The following is a 19,276-nucleotide window of genomic DNA, read 5'->3' as shown; positions in this document are numbered from 1 at the left end:
ATGTGCCTGCTGACGCTGGACTGGTTAATGCCATAGATACGGCTCAACTCAACCTGCGATTTGCCCTCATAGAAATGCTGTTGTATAAGCGTCCGTTCTTCTTCCGACAGCAATGTGAGGGAAGATTTCAGCTTGTCCAACATCATTCTGCGGACAACGGTTTCCGCAACATTTACCGCTTCATCAGCTATAAACTCAAAACCGTTACCGCTGTCATCAGCATTTTCTATCGCTTCTAAAGACATCAGGCTGTTGTCTGCATCGAGCTTTTGCAGATAACGCCACCGTTCCTTGTCCCGATAGAACTCGATGTAGTGGGTCTGTTCCGTCTCAATCAGACAGCCCTGCACGGGGATAAAGAACTTGTCCTTATAAGTTCCGTCCGCTTCCCTGCGGCGGCAGAAATCCTCGTAAGACAATTCCGTATAGCCGCCGTTTTCTTTGATATAGACCTTTCTTGGTGCATATTTCACCGTAAGTACCTCCAATCTGAATTTTGAAAATCGCTAAAATCCAGATTGAGAGGCGGGGAACGGCATCCCACGGCAGAAAGAGCCATGCGGCGTATTTCAGCAAAAAACGACAAAAGAAAAACCGCAAAGGCTACCACACCTTTACGGTTTAAGGAGAATATATTTCTATTGTATAGAGATTTGATTTCTACTTTCGAGGTACAAAGCCCCCATATGTTGACGAGGATTTTTTTAGCAGGTTATCCGCCCATCCTTGGTATGGTATATGTAAGTAGAAGTTGTTGCTTGCAGACAATAAAAATCCCTCCAAACTTCAAAAGCGAAGTCGGAGAGTGCTTAAGGCATAGCAAAACGGCTCACCGAAACATCGTTTTTTTTATTCGGTGGGCTTGTCCAATTTATATTCATATAAAGAACAGAGCCGATGAACCTGTGATTGCTCACTTGTTCATCGGCTCTGCGTCTTATGCGTCTGGCTCTTTAATGACTGTAATATGACACTTTTTTACTCGTATCAAACTTTCTTGCTTGCACTTTGGACAAAAGAGTGGAAAGTTTTTAAGCTCTGTATCTTTCCGTATCATAATGCGGGTTTTGTTTTTACAAATTGGACATAGTATCCATTGAGTATCTGCCATTACATCACCTCCCATATTACAAAACAGGAGTTTTTAAGCCAACATATCCATTTAGAGCTGCCATAATTAAAATAATTAGTCCCATTACGATACAAGCAATAAAGAAACGCCATCCTTTTAGAGATGCAAAATTTCTCAAATATACGAAATAGAGAATGGCTTTCCAAATCAAAATGCCTACAAACACAATGTTCAAAATCATTCCGAAAATAGTATTATTCCAGAATAGATAGAAGAAAACTTCGGTAAAAGCTACTACAACAGCACAAATTGCAGTAGGAGCATATGAGATACCCCATGCTTTTATATGGTCTGATACCGTTCTGTTACTGCCCAAACATCTGCATACAGCCCAAAATAAAATGCAAATGAGAGCATAAGATAATATCCCATATCCTGTGATTTTCAACATTCTCAGCATCTCAAATTCTGGTCGATTTACTCCGTAAAAATGCTGAAGAACAGGCTCAAAAACAGAATTTAGTAGTATCGTAATTATCACCAATCCCCACGAAACTGCTTTATTGCCTTTTGCAAAGGCTTCCGCAGGATGGTTTAGTGCTTCAATCAACTGCTTCATAGATTTACCCTCCAAAGAAACTCAGAAACAAATTTGTGTACTGTATTCCAAAAATCATAGTAAAAACAACAGCTTGAACGGCTGAAACTGTAAAAGCAAACCTCCAAGGATAGGTGACAATCATTTTTTTAATCTTACCAATACCAGAAGTGTCCTCCGCTTTGCATTCTGTTAATATACGACTGAGCATCATGTTCCTTTGCTGCTCTGTGGGTATCCCGTCCTGTTCAAATACTTCAAATGCTTTTTCGATAAACTCATCTTTCCTTGGCATTGTAGTCCCTCCTTTTCTCATATCCTGCATAGCTTTTTATAAAAGCGTTTTTTGCCCGCTGCAAAATGCTTTCTATGGCTTTTGGCGACTTTTCTACAATAGATGCAATCTCTTTAACGGTTTTTTCGTCAATATATTTCAGTACCAAAACAATTCTATATTGTTCTGGCAGCCCGTTTAAACAGGCTCGAACTTTTTCCCGTTCAAATGACTTAATCAAAAGCTCCTGTATATCTTGGGATGGGTCTTCGAGATACTCTGCCATATAATCATCAATCTCAACCATCTCAAATTTAGGGCTATACTGCTTTCGATAAAAGTCATTTAACTTATTTCTGGCTATTTTGAAAATCCAAGTTCGTTCAGAGCTTAATCCCTTAAACCCGGACATCCCTCTATATACATCCATAAAGATGTCTTGTGTTATATCCTCAGCCAGAGCTTTTTTCATTCCCGTTCGCAAATATACATACTGGTATATTTCACTGACATACGAGTGATACACCGATATGAATTTTTGTTCTCGTTCCTCTTTGAAAACACTCATATAATCATCTACCTCATTGAATTATAAGCTCCTTTGTAAGCAATATAGTATCCTTGTAGATTACCTCAAGCTTCAAAGAGCCAGCCGCTGCCTGCTCTGCCTCCAGTTCGTACACAACAATGTCCTGCATATCTTTTTCTGTTGCTTTTGTTTCAGATTTGATTTCAGTACCATCAAGATACCATTTCACGGTATATTCCATGCCTTTTGGACTCTCGACAAAATGGACGCTTGCATAAACTGGTTCATTAACGATAAGAGCGTCTTCTTGATTTGCTGACTCCAACTCTTCCTGCAAAGAATAGCTGCTATTTGAAATGATACATGTCTGAATAGTATCGTCATTGCCGCCGCATCCAACCAATGAAACTGCCATCATCAAAATTGTGATTAATAAAACCGTAACTTTTTTCATAGAAAATCCCTCCTTATTCACCGTAGTTATATTCATCCTGTTTTATAAAGGTTAAATATGCAATTATTAGAAATGATATAATGCTGATACCAAAAATGACGGATGCCTGCGAAAACCTTGAAATATCTGATACTTCTGATAGTGCCTGCATCATTACTCCTGGTGCTATCAGACTGAAATTATCAACCATCTGAGTTGTCCATCCAAATGCTTTTCCGATTCCCTCTACTATCATAACAAAGAAACGGGGCATCAACAGTAAACCTATTGCTAAACTCCAAATGAGCGCTGCCTTTGAGGAACGGGCAAGTATTGAAATCAACATACCCATAGTAGCATAGACCATAATATATCCCCATAATGGAAGCAAATACTGTATCAGTACAAGTATATGTGCAAAGTTGCCGCTAAGCCCAATGATGGCACAAGTAACTGGTGTCATATAGATAAAGGACAAAACCAATGACATGATTGCTGCAACAAGGACTTTTGAAATAAAGATTCTTGTTTTCGGAATGCCCGAACATATGATACAGTCTAAAACATTGTGTTCTCTATCAGACGAAACCAAATCAAAATATGACGATAGTACCGCCCATGAGCCGAAAATCATATGCGGAAGAAACAATGCTAAAAACTCAATCTGGTCGCTCTCTACTAATTTTGTTCTACCACCCGATGTATAAAAGAAGAACACTCCCATACCTGCAAGAGCTATCCAAATAACCAATGTGCGTAAGTTCATTGCTTTTTTGAAATCTCGTCTAACAAGAGACAGAATATCCATTCTCATTTTCGCACCTCCTCTAAATGAAGTTGTTCCTGCACTATGCGCTTCACATTGCAAGCAGTGACCTCAAATATGCTAATGTCGTGTGAAGTCAACGCAGAAATCAACAGAGGAACTTGTTCCTTGGTAATTTGTGCGGTAAGTGTAGTTCCAAGCTTATCTACTGAAAGGGAGAAATCGCTCGCTAACATTTCGAGAACCTGTCTTGAAATGTTGGCTATTTTGAAAATATAAGAGCTTTCAATTTCATTGTCATATATCAGTTGCCCGTTTTGCAATATCGCAATGTTGGTGCAAATTTCGTCCATATCCTGCAAAATATGAGAGGAAATGATGATGCTTTTCCCTTTCTGGTGGATACCCTTAATAATGCCTTTCATCTCAAAAGTTGCATTGGGGTCTAAGCCTGCCGTTGGCTCGTCCAGAACATATAAATCTGGTTCACCTGTCATTGCAATAATCATTTGCAGTTTTTTCTGTTGCCCAGGTGACAGGTGTTTGACCTTTTTACTCATATCCAATTTCAGTTTTTTCCCAAGAAAAACACTTTCTTTGGTATCTGCGTTCCGCAATCGGGCAAAAAAGCGAATTATTTCAGAAACAGTTGTATTATCATCAAATCGACAACTTTGTGGCATATACCCAATAAAAGGTTTGCCCGTTTGAAGATTCACCGTGCCTTTTGTGGGCTTCATCAATCCGCTAATCAATCTTAGCAGGGTCGTTTTTCCTGCGCCATTCTGCCCAATAAGCCCGTAAATCTCGCCGTACTCAATAGACATATCGATTCCATGTAAAATCTCTGTTCTGCCAAAAGATTTTGACAAACTGTTGGTCTGAAGCACATATTTGTCCATTCCCTTGACCACTCCTTTCTGAGCAGATGTTTTCCTGCTTCATAAAGGTAGTCGTATGGATATCAAAAATCCCTCGCTTTTTTTAATATTTTTTTCTCCAAGCGTCAGCTTTCATATATTATAGACAGTGAAGCGGACTATATCAACTATGTAAATATGAATTTCCGTCTCTTGTAACAGGATATAAAATCTCCTATTTTAGGAGATTATACATTGTTTGACTGGAAGCCATATCTCTGTAAAATATAAGAGTAAGATTTTCAGAGTATAGGTGGTGAGCTAATGGACGAAAGAAACATTCATTTTGACTTCGACTTTACTCCGATTGGACAGGCAATCAAAAAAGCCCGTGAATCCAGAGGGATAACAAGAGAGCAGCTTTCTGGTATTATCGGCTATGCTCCCAGACATATTCAAGCGATTGAGAATGAGGGGCAGTATCCGAGTATTGAGCTGTTTATTCAACTCATTACAATGTTTGATGTGTCAGTTGATGAGTATATATTCCCAAACAAAGAAGTCAAAAAAAGTTCTGTCCGCAGACGCTTAGACGCACAGCTCAACAGATTAGATGATAAAGAGCTTTTCGTCATAGAAGCAACCGTAAGCGGACTATGTAAGGCAAAAGAGGAAACAGAGGATTAAGCCCCTCTGTTTTTCTTTTGCCTGTTTTTAATAGGCAGGGATGCCGTAGCCGTAGATAGAGCGGCTCCCGACAGGGTAGCTCCGCTGCCTACAGGCATCTCCAGAGTTGCCCTCCACGGTGTAGACGATGCCGTTCTCGCACCGTTCCACGATGCCGACATGGTCGGTTTCCCCGTCACCCTCCCAGTCAAAGAAGATGATTTGTCCTGCTTCTGGCGTAAAGCCAACCTCCTGCCATTGCCCCCTATCCTTAAACCACTGAGAGCCGTTGACGCATCCCGCAAATTTAGGGATAACGCCGCTGTCGATATAGCCGCACTGGTCGGCACACCACGAAACGAAGCAGGCACACCATTCCACACGCCCGTCAAAACCGTACCATGACCAATACGGCTCGCCGCCTGCGTTGCCCACCTGCGACAGAGCCACGGTGACGATTTCGCCGTCCCCGATGGTGATGCCGTAAAGCACCGCAGACCAGAGGGAATTGTTTTCCTCGGCAAGTAATTCCGATAGCTGCTGCCGCTGTTCCTCGTTGAAGCCGTATCTGTCCGCCATTTCTTCGGCTGTCTTGTGGCTCATGGTGATATAAAGGTAGGTCTGGGTGACGGTGGTTTCCGTTTCCACGATATTCCCGTGACCGTCATCGCTCTCGGTTATCTGGGTTTCGGTCTTGCTCTCGGTACGGAAGCTGATTTCGTTCATCTCCCAGAAGATGTCCTTTAGGAGCTGCTTCTTGTTATCGTCCATTGTGGCGACTTCCTGTGGGTTGTCTGGGTCGGTGGTGGTCTTGACGGAGTACACCGCAAGCACCTCTTTCCAGACGGCACGGCTTCCAGACATCTCCAGTACATTGTGGGAAGTGCCGTTTATGATTTCATCAAGGCGGCTGTCGTAGTCGGCATTGATTTCACGGACTACGGTCTGCATGGTCATACCGTTTCCAGAGTCCTCGCCCGAAAAGAAGATGCCGAACACCGAGCCGACAAGCAGCCCGATTAGGCAGATAATGAGTATCACAGCAACGGCAATCCACCCGCCTGCCATGATAGCCGCTATCAGAGCCTTTGTGCCTGCGATAATCGCCTTGATTGCCGCAATGGTAGCCTTGACCGCCGCTTTAATGGCGTGGGCTGTCGCCTTGGCGGTGGCTTTTGCCGCCTGCGCCGCTTTCTGGGCGGTTTTCACGGAAGTCTTTGCCGCTGCTTTTGTTGCTTTGGTGATCCCTGTCGCCTAAATCTTTTAATGAATCCGGATCGGTTTCCGGAGCAAGATACGGTGTTTCCCCCGGCTCCACCTGCCAGCTCAGCCAGCCCTTCACCTGCTCCAGTGAAAACAGGCCATAAAAAGGTCCGGCTCCGCCGTCCCCCGCCTGCAGCAAAAAGTTACGGTAGCCGTCTGGAAGTGAGATCCCCGTTTCCTGCTCAAATTCTTCAATCTCTTTGAGGGATGCCGGAGGGTTCCATTGATATTTATGATGTTCTGCGCCAAATTGTTTCAGTTCGGCGTCTGCGGTCCTTGCCTTTTCTAACAATGAGCGCAGTTCTTCTATCGGAAATGTGTTTGACATAGGCTTTTACTTCCTTTAATACATTGCTTATTTTCTTCTATCTGTCCACTGCCCCAAATCCGTTCTGCTGTTTCCATTCCTTCCATCTGCCCTCGTCCATCAGAAGCTGAAAGCCACCTGGATAATCCAGACCAAAATAATCAAACTGCCGCATCAGATTGCTTGTGAGCTGTCCCTCCGATCTGCCGGCTCCCAGACAGGCGCCGCCTCTTAAGACTGTCTGACTGCCTTTATAGTCAAATTTCGTATTTTCATGGGTTCTGTACTTGTCCATCAGCCGTACATAGAGCTCCTGCAGTTTCCGGTTCTTCACACCCTCCGTGCACCAAACGGCATAAATCAGCAAAGTGGGATCTTCCTCTGTGGACAGATAATCCAGGAAATAATCCAGCACTTCTTCTTTTCCCTTCAGCTCCTGGATACAGTGGAACAGCGAAATCCTGTCATTCCTGTCCAGATCGTTCCAGTTCAAGGCTTCTCTCAGCCTTCCCGCATGGACATTGGGATAATCCTTCACGGCGCTGATGGTATGGCAGGCATCCCGGAAGCCCTCCCCACGGAGCCTGGGCAGTATCTCAAATACCCTTTCATACCAAGCCTCCTTTACCTCCCAGGTTCCTTCATAGGTGATGATGGAGACCGCCTCCGCATATGCTCCGTATTCCCACAACTTTTCAAGCTCCTTCGCCATCCCCGGCACATGGAAACGGACCAGCATCTTAATCAGCTTCATCCGTACTTCCATGTTGGATTCCTGGTTGCAGGCTTTTTTGAAATACGTTTTCTGTTTTCCCGGCAAAGTCTCAAATTTATAGAAGCTGTCGATGATCTCTATTTTTTCCTCCGGATCTTCGGTTTGTTCATACAGATCCATCAGCTGACTGGGGGTTCCATCTATATTTAACCCAAATCCAACCTCTTCGTCACTATAGCCTGCGATCACTTCCCGGAGCCACCGTTCATACCACTTAAGGAATCCCTGTTCCCGCACAAAAAACGGCTGGCCGCAGAAATCTTCGTCATAATAGACCACCTGCCCCCGATACGGCCCCGCAAGCATGATCCCCGTCATAAGGGTACAGCCCTGGCTCCCGACAGGCAGGACTCCCACATAGGGATGTACCTCCTCCCCTTTTCGCCTGCCCTCCGGATCGGCCACCCTGTTCCAGTCCTCATCACTCATCTTCGGATAGATCACCGGCTCTTCCTGAACGCGGTAGAGGCGGGAACCATGGGAATCGTGAAGCTCCTTTTCCTGTGTCTTCACCCCATAAAGCCCATAATACGGGCCAGCGCCGCCGTTTCCCACAAAAAGCAGGAAATCCCGGTATTCTTCCGGCAGCCGTATTCCCTCCTGCTCCTCAAATTTTTGTATCGTCTCCTCACTGGCAGGTGGTGACAGCTTATACTTGTGGCTGTATGCTCCAAATCTCACAAAATCCGGATCTTTTGCCTTTGCCTGCTCCAGCAGTTTTAAAATGCGCTTTGCCCATGGGGGCTGTCCTGTTTTTCCCATTATCCCTGTTTTTCCCATTTTCCTCCTCCTGTAAGCCAGTCAAACTCTGCGTTCTGCCCATGCATCCCAATCCTGCAGGGAATCCATTCCACTGGTTCCCCTTTTCCCTGTATCTGACGCATAAATCCCTCTACTTCTGAAAATACATTGCTGAGCAGTCCCACATCATTGAATCTTACATCCGGCAATTCTTTCTGCAGAGAATTGCACAGAAAAGAATGAAAGCCTCCAATATCCCAACCTAAAATATCATTTCCCAGGCATGGGCTGTTATCGTTTTCACCATTCATCAGGGCATGGCTGTTGCTGCCCTTCAACTCATCCAGCAGGATTTTATAATACTCCATGGTTGTAGAAATACTTACCACACAGCATGGGAGCGCCTGACAAAATTTCTCATAAAAATCTCTTGCATCTGATAATTTCAAAAACCTGCAATCCACATCCAGCCTTTGGGCATCGAAAAGACAGTTTGCCGTTTCTGAAAACTCTCTGTACTGTTCTCCATTAAGCCGCAGCTTCTCCTGGTATTCCCGCGCCTCCCCTTTAAGCCATCCACCCATAAAACATTCCCACCTGGGATGCTGCTCTCCTATACAGCCACTGACAGACAGGATCTGCCTGCTGATCCCCTGCAGCCACCCAGGAGTATCGTTTATTTCGCATATATAATATCCGATTACTTTAAAATGGTCTTTCATTCTTTCTTTTTCCCTTTTCCGATGATAGCTTGGAAAGCTGCCATTGCAGTAGACACAAAACGTGCCGGCAGTTCCTCTGGGGCGCAGACCAGACTTTCGGGTACATGATCCCAGAGCAGGAAATGATGAAACCGATAAAAGATTACTTTGTCTATCGTGATGATCTCCGGTCCATATTCCGGCCCTCTCCAGATACCGTCAAAGGTAAGTTGAGCGCCATATCCGTGGAGAAGGTCTGCCATATGATATGACATGTACTGGTTCCTGCCGCTCCCTTGGTACAGGCCCCACTTGCCTGCCGCCGTGATCATGAAAAGCTGTGTTACCTGAATGCCGGTAAATGCCGCCAGGTCATACTGCCCCTGACACACAGGTATCTTAAGCTGGGGAAGGGGTTGTTTCCATTTTTTCTTCCTTGCATATTTCTTCCAGATATCCCGCTCCATCTCTGTCAGTTCCTCCGGATGTACAAGCCCAATCTGCTTCTGCCCGGAGAAAGTCCTACTAGAAAGCACCTCCCCATTCTCATCTGTTATCTGTCCGTCTTCTTCCAGAGCAAAGGCATTTTGAAGCGCTCCATTCTCATAACATCCCCAAAGCAGGTTTTGTATCATTGTACGGCTGGCCGGATGAGCCTTTATTTCCATCCAGTCGGGATAACTCCATTGATAATTGCAGATAAACGCATTTAGCAGGGCTGCTTTCTGCTTTTTCTCAAATTTCTTATCCGGAATGGCTGTCATTTCCTCCTTTGATGGCAGCAAGGCACAGGCTCGCAATGCTTTTTCCAGTTCCAGCTGCTCATAATTCGGATTGGCAAGCTTCTCACAGATGGCCTGGCACTGTTGCTTCAGCTTTTTCGTCTTGTGCTCCATATGCAGAAATGTCTGATCCTCAAATCCGCAGAACAGGTACAAAAATTCCATCCACAGCTTCTGCCATTCCATTTGATAGGAGAAGTGATGATGAACGATGGCCTCTCCCAGCACTTTTTTATCCAGAAGGCGGATAGACGCCTCCCGGTCCAGTCTGACAGCTTCTCGAACAGCATCAGGAGACAGGCTGTACATGCGGTTTGTAGCCATGCTCAGCAGATAAGCGCACATGGTATCCACAGGCTTCCATCCCATCCCATACAAAAGTTGTACGCTGCTTTCATGGGAAATTCCCATATACCTTTCCCGCATATCCGCAAATCCTAAAAGTGTTTGGTATCTGCCATTGGGATTGATGTAATTGTCATATCGATCTTCCCAAAAGGTTCTTACGGAAGGGCTTAGTTCAACCAGCAGGCTCCTCCAGTCATTCTGTTTCTCGCTCCCCTCATCCAGGCTCTGCAGCTCTTCTGTAGCAAATTTGCGGGGCTCACAGTATTTTGGCATGACCTGTTCCATTTTTGACAGGGTATCTTCGATGTCTTCACCCTGTTCAAGTATTGTCAACAGGTATCTGGGAATCCAGCCTCGCAGGTTTGGATTCCGGAATGCCCTGCGTACTTTGTCAAGCTGTACTTTTTTCTCTTCCATCATTACAGTTCCCTCTATTCCAGGTTTTTTTCCGTCTTTTTTGCCAGGCCGTGGTAATACCGCATAAACCGGCATACCTCCTCATAAGTCTCCCGAATCCTGTCCCGCCGTTTCTCTGCCTCCGGGATCTCCTTTGTTCTAAGAAACAGCTGTGCGTTTCGGTACATCACCGCCATGGCGTCTCTTGGATCGTTGCAGGCACCTGGAAACTCCTTCAGGCGTTCTTTCATATAATCGGAATTGTGTCTCACACACTCTTCCAGGTGTGCGTACCCTTCCGTTTCCTTTCCATTCAGCAAATCCCACACGCCAAACAGATAGTGGTCCGCACGCCAGGGATCTTCCTTTCCTCCTTGATCCAGGTTCCACATGGGCCTGCCGGTCCTTGGATCTTTCGGGCCTGTTTCACTGGCTTTCAGGTAATCCCGGCGTTCCTTGGCAAAATATGTCTCCAGGCTGTCGATCTTCTGCCACTCCGGCAGCACGCCATCCGCCAGAAATATCAGGATATCATCAAATTTTCTGTTGATACGCTCCACCATGGCAGCGTCCACAGCTTCCATGCCATACTGGATCACTCCCCAGTCCTTCTGCATCCTTTGGAAATTCTCTCCCTGGCAGATGTGCCCGGGCAGACCTAAGATCCCGTACTGTATGGCATATAGAGGGCAAAAGTAACAGAACATTGCCTCGTATCCGCCGCCCCTGAAATAGCCAATAAACTGGATGCGGGATACCAGGCCGTTCTTCTCCCTCACAAAGGTCTTGGGGCCTGCTTTTTTCATGCCGTATGCTTTTGCCACAGGAGCGATCTTTGCCTGCAGGTTCTCTTTCAGGCGGAGCTTTAGTTCTTCCCCGCACTCTTTCCACTGTTCCGTTGTCCTTGCATTTTTATAGGGAAAATCCCTTGCTGTTTTCTGTCCGGCCGGTGTCCCCAGCAAGTTTTTCCAGTCAAAAACGATTGTGTCTGTGGGATGGCCTCCCAGGTATGCCTCCCACCGCTGTCTGGCAGGTGCGGTATCCTTATGATAGCCTTCCAGGGCTTTCTGTCTTTCGCGCTCTTCCTCTTCCTGCATCTTTTTCTCATAATAATCGGAAACCTTTACCGGACGTCCCTGGGCATGAAAATAGTAAGCAACACCGCTTTGTGTCTTTGCCATCCAATAATAGTTGGCGTCCCATAGGGCAGGCATCATCCGTCCTCTGTCTCCCCGGTTGAGGGATTCTTCCAGCTTAAGGCTATTGCTGTTCCACCATGCTTCCCATTCTTCCGGTTCCACTTCCCCTGCAGCAACACGTAAAAATATCTGTTTCATCTCATCCTGAAAGCTCATCTTCATACCTCTCATGCTCATCCTGATACGGATTCAGATCAATGCCCATACAAAATGGATGCCTTCTTTTTCTTCATATCTCTGCCCTACTTCTGCTGTCCCTCATATCGCTTCTCCAAGCCCTTCCATGACCTCCATCAGCTTCTTATATCCTGTCTCGCTGGCGGCTCCATAAAGCATTTCCAGGTCGCCACAGTCCATAATGACAACCATATTGTCAAAGGCATTGCTGTAAAAGCTCATGTCCATCCCCAGCCAGCCATAAAGCCCAAAAGGTTGTTTTTCAAGATCGGACCTGACGGTTTCCAGTTCCGCTTCCGTAAGCCAGTACATAAAATCCTTCCCCTGGAAAGGAAACGCAAATACGGCTTCATAGGCAAGCGCTGCCTGCAGAAATCCACTGAGTGTCCCAGTGCACAAGGTCCATTTGCAATCATCTATCTCATCTGCAGCCACATAGACCGGCGGATCTGTTTTTCCCAAATCTTTTCTTCGGATTCCTGCCCGGCAGCATCCCTGATTTTCAATCAGAATCACCAGGTAATCGCTATTTCTTAACCAGTCCCATTGATCGAAATCTCCCGGCTTAATCCACTTATCCTGTACCTTATGGATTGCCTCTGTGCGTGCCGCCCTTTTCCAGAACTCTTCCAACACCGAAGGAAGCGGATCAAAATATTGTTTCACAATCGCAATTTCTTCCTCTGTATAGCCCTGCAGCTCTTCCACACCATACAACTGCCGGATCGTTTCCATATAATCTCTTCTGTTCTGCCCCTGCGCTCCGGTTTCATCTTGCTCTGCTTCTGACGCTTCCGTAAACAAATAGGGAACTTTGGGCCATGTTAGCTCAGGCATTTCCTCCAGCTTATTAAAATAGAGGCAAATAATCTGGTCGTCTCCCCAGTATCCGGATTCCGGCCTTTTCGTGCAGGCTGTTATATGATAGTATCCGTCCGGCAGAGACAATATCTGATCCTGGGGAAAATCCGTATTCCAGTTACTCAGCCAAAACAAGTCACAGAATTGCAGGGAGCCGCCCCTTACTTCCAATGCCAGCCGAATCATTACCGGGAATTCCTTTTCCGCATTGGAGTCCGGATAGCCAGAGCGGAACCAGAGCGTGAAATCGCCTCCCGTACCTGTACAGAAAGCCGTAATATCCCCTTTTCTGATGTGTGCTCCAACCTGTTCCGGTACCGTAAATTCTTGTGCCAGAAAATCACTTCCCGGAATAACAGATTTCATAACCTCTGCTGAAAACAGGACGATCCCCATGCCATCAATGCTCAAATGCGCTGTATCTCCCAGGCGCAGCGGCCCGCATGATGCCGGGCTCCCCACAGAAGACTTTTTCTCCAGGCAAGCCTGCTCTGTCTCCCCGGATCTTTCTGCTTTTTCTTCTTTTATCTCTTTGAGGCAGGATAGCTGTTCCAACACTTCCGTATATTTCAGCTGGCTATAAGCAGGTAAGAGGACCTTTTTCAAAGCCGGAAGCTCTGCCAGCAGACGGCAGTCTGAAAAGCTGGTATCCTGTAGATCCAGGGTACTTAAGCACCTGCATCTGGTCAGAAAGGAATAATCATCAATTGCAATATCATGGAGAGACAGCTGCTTGAGCTTCGTCATTTCCCCAATCAAAGAAAAATCATCCTCCTTTACCACAAGCCAGGAGGGGAGACGCACATCTTCTATATTCTTTACGGCGGAAAAATTTCTTTTTCTGCTGTCCAGGCATTTGATCTTTGCCAGATCGCTGAACGTCTGCAGGTCATGTCCTGTATTCTTTTGTATCCAGAGCACAAGCCTTGGATCGATTCCATACTGCTTCATCATACTGAAAACTCCTTTTGAATTTGACAAAATACTGCATCGTAGAGCATCCCCTGGGGTGCTGGCACATTTTGCCGGATACTTCGTAATAAAAATAGTTCATCCCCGAATTTAATTTGTTTTATCTGTTACTCTTTTCTATATATCATTATTCTACGGTTTCTGCTGTCAGCCTTATCAATTTTAGCAGCAATTAACAAATGTTTTTCCTCATCATACGCACATCCGCATACGGCATCTGCACCATACTCAGATCTTTGTTTTAATAAAGCGTTCATATCAAGAGTGGGAAAATCCTCTTGATATGCTTCATCCACGATCCAGCCCATTTTTTCTAAAACACGGGCAGCTGTATCATACTCCCCACAACATAAAACATCACAAATGGAGCGCATCAAAAAATCAGACAAATGATCGTCAAGTATATTCCACTCCGTTATAGTATCACCCTCAATAAGTATATAAACAGGTGGATTGTCTTGTCCAATTTCATTAAGACGAATCCCTAATTTTGATATTCCCGCACCAAAGTCGCTACCAATCTGCAAATAATTCTCAACACGGCTTCCCCATTTTTCTCTGGGAAGTTTATAAAACTGGTAATACTCATTGTCAGCATATTTCTGGGGTTCCTTTTCCCAATATTCTTTGTCGCTGTCAATCCATTCCTGAATACTGTCATAAGAAAACCAAAAGAAGTCTCGCTTTTTCGTCCAGATGTCGGCTGTCTTAAATAAGGGGCTGTCTGCTGCCAAACTCCAAAATTCAAACAAAATGGGAGGAAGTTTTAGATTCTTTTCACATTCCGTTTACAAAAGGGCATCCCTCCCCACTGGCTCCGTATAGCCCAATAGCTTTAATATATCAATAGCAGTTAGATCATACCTAAAACTCATGACTTTTTCCTCCTTTAATAAGACTGAAAATGTGAGAATTTATTTTACACAACGTATTCTATAGTGATATTGGAAAGCTGATATTTATGTTGATTCAAATTTTCCGTTTTCGCTATGATGGCATAATCTTTTATATCATCATAACCCGATGGCGTTTTTCCTTTGATGATTTCTTTTTTGGTTATATAGGTACAATCTTTTAATTGCATGATTAGATTGACAACTAAATGGGGAAGAGATTCAATATCAAGATTACCTTCAAATACAATTTCTCCATAAGTGTCAGATGAAACCAAACCATTTCGTTGTTTATTAAAAATAAAACATTCATTACACCAATACAAATGTACGCAATCTATCCCATATAATGAAAAATAGAAATCTTCCTGTGATCCGTCTAATATGACTACTACCCAATTTTTATCTTCATCGCTATCATCAATGCGAAGTAGTTCACCAAAAACTGGATATAGTAAATTCTCATATGTTGCTTTGAGTTTGTGTATATCCATAATGCCTCCAGAAATTGATTAGGGATGCTGCTCCTTTTGCGTCAGTTCCGCCAGCATACGCCGGGCATCTTCTACAACATACAAAGTCCCACCCTCCTGGATTGCATATTCCAGATGGGTTTTGGCATTCTTTAGTTCTCCACAGGCAATATCAACATCCGCAAGACATACGACAGAAACCACCTTTTGAATCTTTGCTGTATATCTGGCGCTTCGAGCCTCTTCCATACGGCGATATGTCTCATGATCCCCCCGCCATAGGGCCAGGCTGGCATCCATAACGTTCAGCAGCTCCTGCCCTGTTTTCTGTTTGGACGCCTTTGTGAGCGAGGAAACAAGAACCTCCGCCTCATGTTTTACCTGCATTGCCCTTTCCAGATCTTCCATTTTTTTATAACAGTTAAAACGAATGTTCAAAAGAGAAATCTGATAATTAACACTTAATTTGTACTTACGCAAAGACTCCGCCAAAGCTAAGGCATCAGAAAACTTTCCGGACCACATAAGGCCGGATGCCTCATTGATACGGATAGCCACGGCGCTCCGCTTTCTTTTATGTACCTTTTCAAGCAAGCGCATCACCTGAACATAGGTTACCGGATCGCAGTTCTGGTTCAGAATCAGATTCAGGGACATAAAATCCCAGGAAATCCAGACGTTGATTGGAAAAGTGATTACAATAAGAATCAACAGTTCGAGCAAAACATCTGCAATGCCGTCATCGCCCCACCAGATTCCCCTAATGCCCACAATAACATATAGCAGCAAGATCAGGATAAGAAGCCCCTGCTTAGCCCGAAGTCTCTTTTTGTATTGACGAACAATCTCTTCCGGAGTTTTATTTTGATATTGCATAGCAGCTTTCATGTTTGCTTTCATCCTCTTTTCTTTCATGTTATGTTGGAACATTCCGTTTAACCGTTACGAAACCTCCACAAATTGAATATTACTTTATATAGTTTTTATAAATGCCTGTTCCATAAATTCTTTTACTGCATATATGTCCGCAAATTTTTCATACTTAGGGAACCCCTCTAAATTCTGCTTTGAATAAGTCAGATGAAAAATATAATAAGTATCTCCACCCTGTTCTCCACCAGTAACATATAAAACATCATCATTAGATTCACATTTTGCTACTGCCCAGACTTTTTTATGATATAAAAAATGTCTTTCTCCAATCTCTTTTTTTAATTCTTCAACAAATATGCCATTTGATTGTGATAAAGGCACCATATACCAGTTAAAATCCTCACCATATTTATCGAACAAATCACAAAAAATTTCTTCTGCTGTCATTTATACCCTCCCTAAAAATTTTAATTTTATAGGCTATATGATTCTTTGCTTACTGAATGCAATTCTAATTCCCAATCCTCAAATGGCTTGTCAAGACTATAATCCGAATCAAAGTATTTTCGGATATATTCTGCGGCCCTTCTTTCACAATATTTATAACCTTAATCCGTGAAGTTTAATTATTGTTTCATGCTATAATCGCCCTGTTTGTGCGGTCTGCCGATATTTTTTTGAGATAAAATAATATCACCCATTTGGTGATATTTTCTGATACAATACTCCATAAGAAAACTATGGAGGCAGTCATCATGAAAAAGATAAAAATTGAGTTTACCAATGAGCGGATCATCCCAGCCAGCGGCCTTGCAGTTGTCGGCGCCATTCTCGGCAAATGCGACTTCGTAAAGCGCTGCAACCGTATGGATGTAACCCCAAACCGTTCCCAGCACCAGATCAAGAACGGGGATGTCCTGCTCACTTTTATAGGACTCCTCACAATGGGAAAACCTGCTTATGAGTCTGTCCATGAGTTTGATGATGACCCGGATTTTTATAAATACGCACTTGGCATTGTCAGGAGTATCCCTTCTGAGGAAACCCTGCGCCAGCGGATGGATGACATTGGATCATCCATGCGTTCTTATATCCTTGCGGAAAACATCCGGATGCTCAAGGAAAACGGTATTGTACCGGGAAAACTTCCAAACGGCTATGTGCCGGTGGATATTGATGTCACACCATTTGATAATTCCAAGACGAAAAAGCAGGGAGTCTCCAGAACTTATAAAGGATATGACGGCTACGCACCGATCATGGCATATATTGGTACGGAAGGCTATCTGGTCAACTGTGAACTTCGGGAAGGAAAGCAGCACTGCCAGAAGCATACCCCTGAATTTTTATGCGAGACCATCCATATGTGCAGGGAGATCACAGATGAGCCGCTCCTGATCCGCCTGGATTCAGGCAATGATGCCGCTGAAAATATCGGTATCCTGGTGGAAACGGGATATCATTTCATCATAAAACGCAACCTCCGCAGGGAAAGCAAAGAGGATTGGCTGAAAATGGCCCAGGAATACAGCAAAGATATCGAAACTCCCCGGGATGGAAAGACCGTTTATATTGGAAGCGACTGGAAACAGGTCTCGTATAAAACAGAGGATGGAGAAGAAAAAAACATCACCCTGCGCACCGGTTATGAGATCATAAACCGTACCATTGATAAATATGGGCAGTTCCTTTTGGAAGGCGACATTGAGGCCAATACCTGGTGGACAAACCTTGGAATGACAGACCGCAAGGTCATCGGTCTTTATCATGCCCACGGCGAATGTGAACAGTTCCACAGCGAGATCAAGACGGATATGGATGTGGAGCGGCTGCCATCCGGCAAATTTGAGACCAACGAGCTGGTACTGGAACTAACCATCCTGGCCTATAACATCCTGCGGATGATCGGACAGGAAAGCATCGGCAGGAAGGGGACCAGGACAAAACATAAGGTCAGGCGCAGAAGGCTGCGGACGGTAATCGGGAACATGATCATGATGGCAAGTCACGTTACGGAGCATGCCCGTCAGCTGCTGATAGGTCTTGGCCGAAGTAATATATGGCGGAATGCTTTTGCGGAGGTATACACAGCTTTCGCCGATTTTCGATTGTAAATATCGTCCTGGCAGATAACTTATGAAAAACCAAAGTGGAAGTATGCCCTTTTTTAAGGATTTCCAGTATTCTTAACTGCCATTTGGAACCAAAATCAGTCATCATACATTAAAATACTGTCTTTGAAGGACTATTTATTAAGAGCAAGCCAATCCGATTTGGGATTGGCTTCATAAAACAACCAGTTTCACGGATTCAGGTTATAATTTAATACATTTCCCTCATTATCTAACTCAATGTTATTCATAAATATCGAAAATGCCTGTTCCATACAGCTGCTGTCTTCATCTAATTCATTCAAATAATCAATTCCCTCTAAAATAGGATATCCTAATGTCCCATGCACAAACCAATACGAAAATTGTCTTACTGCACCAGATAAATAATTACTCACTTTCATGTAACGCACTCCCTTGCAAACTTGAAGTTATGATTGTTTCTCTTCAAACCGCCTTAGACGCTTCTCCCAATCCTCTTTTTTCATAAACATAGGTCGTTCAGGCGACACAAGAATTGGTTTCAGCAACCAATACAGTTTTTGATACCTGGTTTCTATCTGCTCCAATGTCGGCTCAAGCATTTTCCCGGATTTACGATCAAGTATGTCAAGAAACAGATTGGCATTTACTAATTTTCCATGTAACTCATTGGGGATTTCGGATTCTATTTTTTGCGTTAATTCCGGCCATAGGATTTGTATAAAATTCGGGCATGGAACACCAAAACGTGTACTTAAGCAAAGTTCTCTCCATTCTGTATATTCGCTGTTTACATAATTTAACTGTTTCAAGGCTCTCACACCGTACCCTGCACTCTTAGGACAGAGATCATTGAACGCCATCTCATATCCCGCGCTGGCGTAATGGATCGTCAGCTTGCTGTTTACATACTCCATAAATTGATAGATAGTTGACCATTCTATATCAGGCGGGCACTGAAAATAGAGATAACTGTACACAAAATAATCTATGGACGGAGCCTTATAATTACTCGGCTTCACGCAGGCGTAAACTGTCTGCAAATTTTGTGAAGTACAGTTGTCTAATATCAAAATGTTTGAGCTGTCAAAACTCTTGTTGTCAAATTCCCGATGAAAAATCTTTTTCCATCCGCCACGAATATTTCTCCGATTGACATAAGCACTGTTTTCTCCATTGTATTTCTTTGTAAATTGCGCCTGCGTCAGGGAAAGAAACTGCTCT

Annotated in this window: 21 protein-coding genes and 3 pseudogenes; 2 read left to right on the top strand and 22 right to left on the bottom strand. The window is 44.1% G+C overall.

Annotated features, from left to right (window positions below):
• The 8 genes and pseudogenes from VSQ61_RS21615 to VSQ61_RS21580 form a co-directional block, all read right to left on the bottom strand.
• Positions 1-473, bottom strand: a 473-nt coding sequence (locus VSQ61_RS21615) for a sigma factor-like helix-turn-helix DNA-binding protein (RefSeq protein WP_334346406.1), incomplete at its 3' end; no start/stop codon positions are given.
• Between the two features lie 448 nt (positions 474-921).
• Positions 922-1,111 (bottom strand): annotated as a pseudogene (locus VSQ61_RS21610) (cysteine-rich KTR domain-containing protein).
• Between the two features lie 16 nt (positions 1,112-1,127).
• Positions 1,128-1,691 carry a YIP1 family protein gene (locus tag VSQ61_RS21605; RefSeq protein ID WP_247230729.1) on the bottom strand — a complete coding sequence of 188 codons (564 nt, stop codon included), beginning with the start codon at positions 1,689-1,691 and terminating at the stop codon, positions 1,128-1,130.
• A gap of 4 nt (positions 1,692-1,695) precedes the next feature.
• Positions 1,696-1,965 (bottom strand): hypothetical protein, encoded by a 270-nt coding sequence (locus VSQ61_RS21600; RefSeq protein WP_247230731.1) that lies wholly within the window; start codon positions 1,963-1,965, stop codon positions 1,696-1,698.
• Positions 1,949-2,512 carry an RNA polymerase sigma factor gene (locus VSQ61_RS21595; RefSeq protein ID WP_247230733.1) on the bottom strand — a complete coding sequence of 188 codons (564 nt, stop codon included), beginning with the start codon at positions 2,510-2,512 and terminating at the stop codon, positions 1,949-1,951. Before VSQ61_RS21595 ends, VSQ61_RS21600 begins: the two co-directional genes overlap by 17 nt.
• Before the next feature lie 13 nt (positions 2,513-2,525).
• Positions 2,526-2,927 (bottom strand): hypothetical protein, encoded by a 402-nt coding sequence (locus VSQ61_RS21590; protein WP_247230735.1) that lies wholly within the window; start codon positions 2,925-2,927, stop codon positions 2,526-2,528.
• Positions 2,928-2,940: 13 nt separating this feature from the next.
• On the bottom strand, positions 2,941-3,720 hold the full coding sequence (locus tag VSQ61_RS21585; RefSeq protein WP_247230737.1) for an ABC transporter permease: 780 nt from the start codon (positions 3,718-3,720) through the stop codon (positions 2,941-2,943).
• On the bottom strand, positions 3,717-4,574 hold the full coding sequence (locus VSQ61_RS21580) for an ABC transporter ATP-binding protein (RefSeq protein WP_167653839.1): 858 nt from the start codon (positions 4,572-4,574) through the stop codon (positions 3,717-3,719). The genes VSQ61_RS21585 and VSQ61_RS21580 overlap by 4 nt, the downstream gene beginning before the upstream one ends.
• A 282-nt stretch (positions 4,575-4,856) precedes the next feature.
• Between VSQ61_RS21580 and VSQ61_RS21575 the strand changes: the two genes are divergently transcribed.
• Entirely contained in the window at positions 4,857-5,219 is a 363-nt protein-coding gene (locus VSQ61_RS21575; protein ID WP_247230739.1) for a helix-turn-helix transcriptional regulator, read from the top strand.
• 27 nt (positions 5,220-5,246) lie between these two features.
• Here the strand turns inward: VSQ61_RS21575 and VSQ61_RS21570 are convergent.
• From VSQ61_RS21570 to VSQ61_RS23020, 12 genes and pseudogenes are all read right to left on the bottom strand, one after another.
• Positions 5,247-5,669 (bottom strand): annotated as a pseudogene (locus tag VSQ61_RS21570) (CHAP domain-containing protein); the annotation flags it as partial.
• 670 nt (positions 5,670-6,339) lie between these two features.
• Entirely contained in the window at positions 6,340-6,789 is a 450-nt protein-coding gene (locus VSQ61_RS21565; RefSeq protein ID WP_334346405.1) for an SMI1/KNR4 family protein, read from the bottom strand.
• Between the two features lie 37 nt (positions 6,790-6,826).
• The gene (locus VSQ61_RS21560) at positions 6,827-8,323 is read right to left on the bottom strand and encodes an SMI1/KNR4 family protein (protein ID WP_334346404.1); all 1,497 of its coding nucleotides are present in this window, start codon (positions 8,321-8,323) and stop codon (positions 6,827-6,829) included.
• Positions 8,305-9,006, bottom strand: coding sequence for a hypothetical protein (locus tag VSQ61_RS21555; protein WP_334346403.1), 702 nt, complete (start codon positions 9,004-9,006; stop codon positions 8,305-8,307). Before VSQ61_RS21555 ends, VSQ61_RS21560 begins: the two co-directional genes overlap by 19 nt.
• The gene (locus tag VSQ61_RS21550; protein ID WP_334346402.1) at positions 9,003-10,535 is read right to left on the bottom strand and encodes a DUF4132 domain-containing protein; all 1,533 of its coding nucleotides are present in this window, start codon (positions 10,533-10,535) and stop codon (positions 9,003-9,005) included. The genes VSQ61_RS21555 and VSQ61_RS21550 overlap by 4 nt, the downstream gene beginning before the upstream one ends.
• 11 nt (positions 10,536-10,546) lie before the next feature.
• Positions 10,547-11,881 (bottom strand): hypothetical protein, encoded by a 1,335-nt coding sequence (locus VSQ61_RS21545; RefSeq protein WP_334346401.1) that lies wholly within the window; start codon positions 11,879-11,881, stop codon positions 10,547-10,549.
• Between the two features lie 87 nt (positions 11,882-11,968).
• A complete protein-coding gene (locus VSQ61_RS21540; protein ID WP_334346400.1) occupies positions 11,969-13,702 on the bottom strand; it encodes a leucine-rich repeat domain-containing protein in 1,734 nt (577 codons plus the stop codon).
• A gap of 125 nt (positions 13,703-13,827) precedes the next feature.
• A complete protein-coding gene (locus tag VSQ61_RS21535; protein ID WP_334346399.1) occupies positions 13,828-14,454 on the bottom strand; it encodes a hypothetical protein in 627 nt (208 codons plus the stop codon).
• Between the two features lie 185 nt (positions 14,455-14,639).
• Entirely contained in the window at positions 14,640-15,107 is a 468-nt protein-coding gene (locus VSQ61_RS21530; RefSeq protein WP_334346398.1) for a hypothetical protein, read from the bottom strand.
• An 18-nt stretch (positions 15,108-15,125) separates the two neighbouring features.
• On the bottom strand, positions 15,126-15,974 hold the full coding sequence (locus VSQ61_RS21525) for a hypothetical protein (RefSeq protein ID WP_334346397.1): 849 nt from the start codon (positions 15,972-15,974) through the stop codon (positions 15,126-15,128).
• A gap of 84 nt (positions 15,975-16,058) precedes the next feature.
• A complete protein-coding gene (locus VSQ61_RS21520) occupies positions 16,059-16,406 on the bottom strand; it encodes a hypothetical protein (protein WP_334346396.1) in 348 nt (115 codons plus the stop codon).
• A gap of 26 nt (positions 16,407-16,432) precedes the next feature.
• Positions 16,433-16,552 (bottom strand): annotated as a pseudogene (locus VSQ61_RS23020) (DUF7677 family protein); the annotation flags it as partial.
• A gap of 147 nt (positions 16,553-16,699) precedes the next feature.
• Here VSQ61_RS23020 and VSQ61_RS21515 point away from each other — a divergent pair.
• The gene (locus VSQ61_RS21515; protein ID WP_334346395.1) at positions 16,700-18,073 is read left to right on the top strand and encodes an IS1380 family transposase; all 1,374 of its coding nucleotides are present in this window, start codon (positions 16,700-16,702) and stop codon (positions 18,071-18,073) included.
• Between the two features lie 188 nt (positions 18,074-18,261).
• On the opposite strand, the gene VSQ61_RS21510 is transcribed toward VSQ61_RS21515, so the two are convergent.
• Positions 18,262-18,474, bottom strand: a complete 213-nt coding sequence (locus VSQ61_RS21510) for a DUF7677 family protein (protein ID WP_334346394.1) — start codon at positions 18,472-18,474, stop codon at positions 18,262-18,264.
• 27 nt (positions 18,475-18,501) lie between these two features.
• The coding region (locus VSQ61_RS21505) for a hypothetical protein (protein WP_334346393.1) at positions 18,502-19,276 on the bottom strand (775 nt) is incomplete at its 5' end.

This window comes from Candidatus Merdisoma sp. JLR.KK006 (assembly GCF_036941035.1).
Classification (GTDB): Bacteria; Bacillota; Clostridia; order Lachnospirales; family Lachnospiraceae; genus Laedolimicola.
The sequence above is the reverse complement of the archived record's forward strand: the minus strand, read 5'-3'. Positions and strand labels throughout refer to the sequence as shown.

Coding starts and splice junctions, on each gene's coding strand:
- VSQ61_RS21525 (WP_334346397.1), bottom strand. CDS start 15,974: ATGAAAGCTGCTATGCAATATCAAAATAAAACTCCGGAAGAGATTGTT.
- VSQ61_RS21550 (WP_334346402.1), bottom strand. CDS start 10,535: ATGATGGAAGAGAAAAAAGTACAGCTTGACAAAGTACGCAGGGCATTC.
- VSQ61_RS21605 (WP_247230729.1), bottom strand. CDS start 1,691: ATGAAGCAGTTGATTGAAGCACTAAACCATCCTGCGGAAGCCTTTGCA.
- VSQ61_RS21530 (WP_334346398.1), bottom strand. CDS start 15,107: ATGGATATACACAAACTCAAAGCAACATATGAGAATTTACTATATCCA.
- VSQ61_RS21565 (WP_334346405.1), bottom strand. CDS start 6,789: ATGTCAAACACATTTCCGATAGAAGAACTGCGCTCATTGTTAGAAAAG.
- VSQ61_RS21595 (WP_247230733.1), bottom strand. CDS start 2,512: ATGAGTGTTTTCAAAGAGGAACGAGAACAAAAATTCATATCGGTGTAT.
- VSQ61_RS21520 (WP_334346396.1), bottom strand. CDS start 16,406: ATGACAGCAGAAGAAATTTTTTGTGATTTGTTCGATAAATATGGTGAG.
- VSQ61_RS21575 (WP_247230739.1), top strand. CDS start 4,857: ATGGACGAAAGAAACATTCATTTTGACTTCGACTTTACTCCGATTGGA.
- VSQ61_RS21510 (WP_334346394.1), bottom strand. CDS start 18,474: ATGAAAGTGAGTAATTATTTATCTGGTGCAGTAAGACAATTTTCGTAT.
- VSQ61_RS21540 (WP_334346400.1), bottom strand. CDS start 13,702: ATGATGAAGCAGTATGGAATCGATCCAAGGCTTGTGCTCTGGATACAA.
- VSQ61_RS21585 (WP_247230737.1), bottom strand. CDS start 3,720: ATGAGAATGGATATTCTGTCTCTTGTTAGACGAGATTTCAAAAAAGCA.
- VSQ61_RS21600 (WP_247230731.1), bottom strand. CDS start 1,965: ATGCCAAGGAAAGATGAGTTTATCGAAAAAGCATTTGAAGTATTTGAA.
- VSQ61_RS21515 (WP_334346395.1), top strand. CDS start 16,700: ATGGAGGCAGTCATCATGAAAAAGATAAAAATTGAGTTTACCAATGAG.
- VSQ61_RS21580 (WP_167653839.1), bottom strand. CDS start 4,574: ATGGACAAATATGTGCTTCAGACCAACAGTTTGTCAAAATCTTTTGGC.
- VSQ61_RS21590 (WP_247230735.1), bottom strand. CDS start 2,927: ATGAAAAAAGTTACGGTTTTATTAATCACAATTTTGATGATGGCAGTT.
- VSQ61_RS21545 (WP_334346401.1), bottom strand. CDS start 11,881: ATGAGAGGTATGAAGATGAGCTTTCAGGATGAGATGAAACAGATATTT.
- VSQ61_RS21560 (WP_334346404.1), bottom strand. CDS start 8,323: ATGGGAAAAACAGGGATAATGGGAAAAACAGGACAGCCCCCATGGGCA.
- VSQ61_RS21555 (WP_334346403.1), bottom strand. CDS start 9,006: ATGAAAGACCATTTTAAAGTAATCGGATATTATATATGCGAAATAAAC.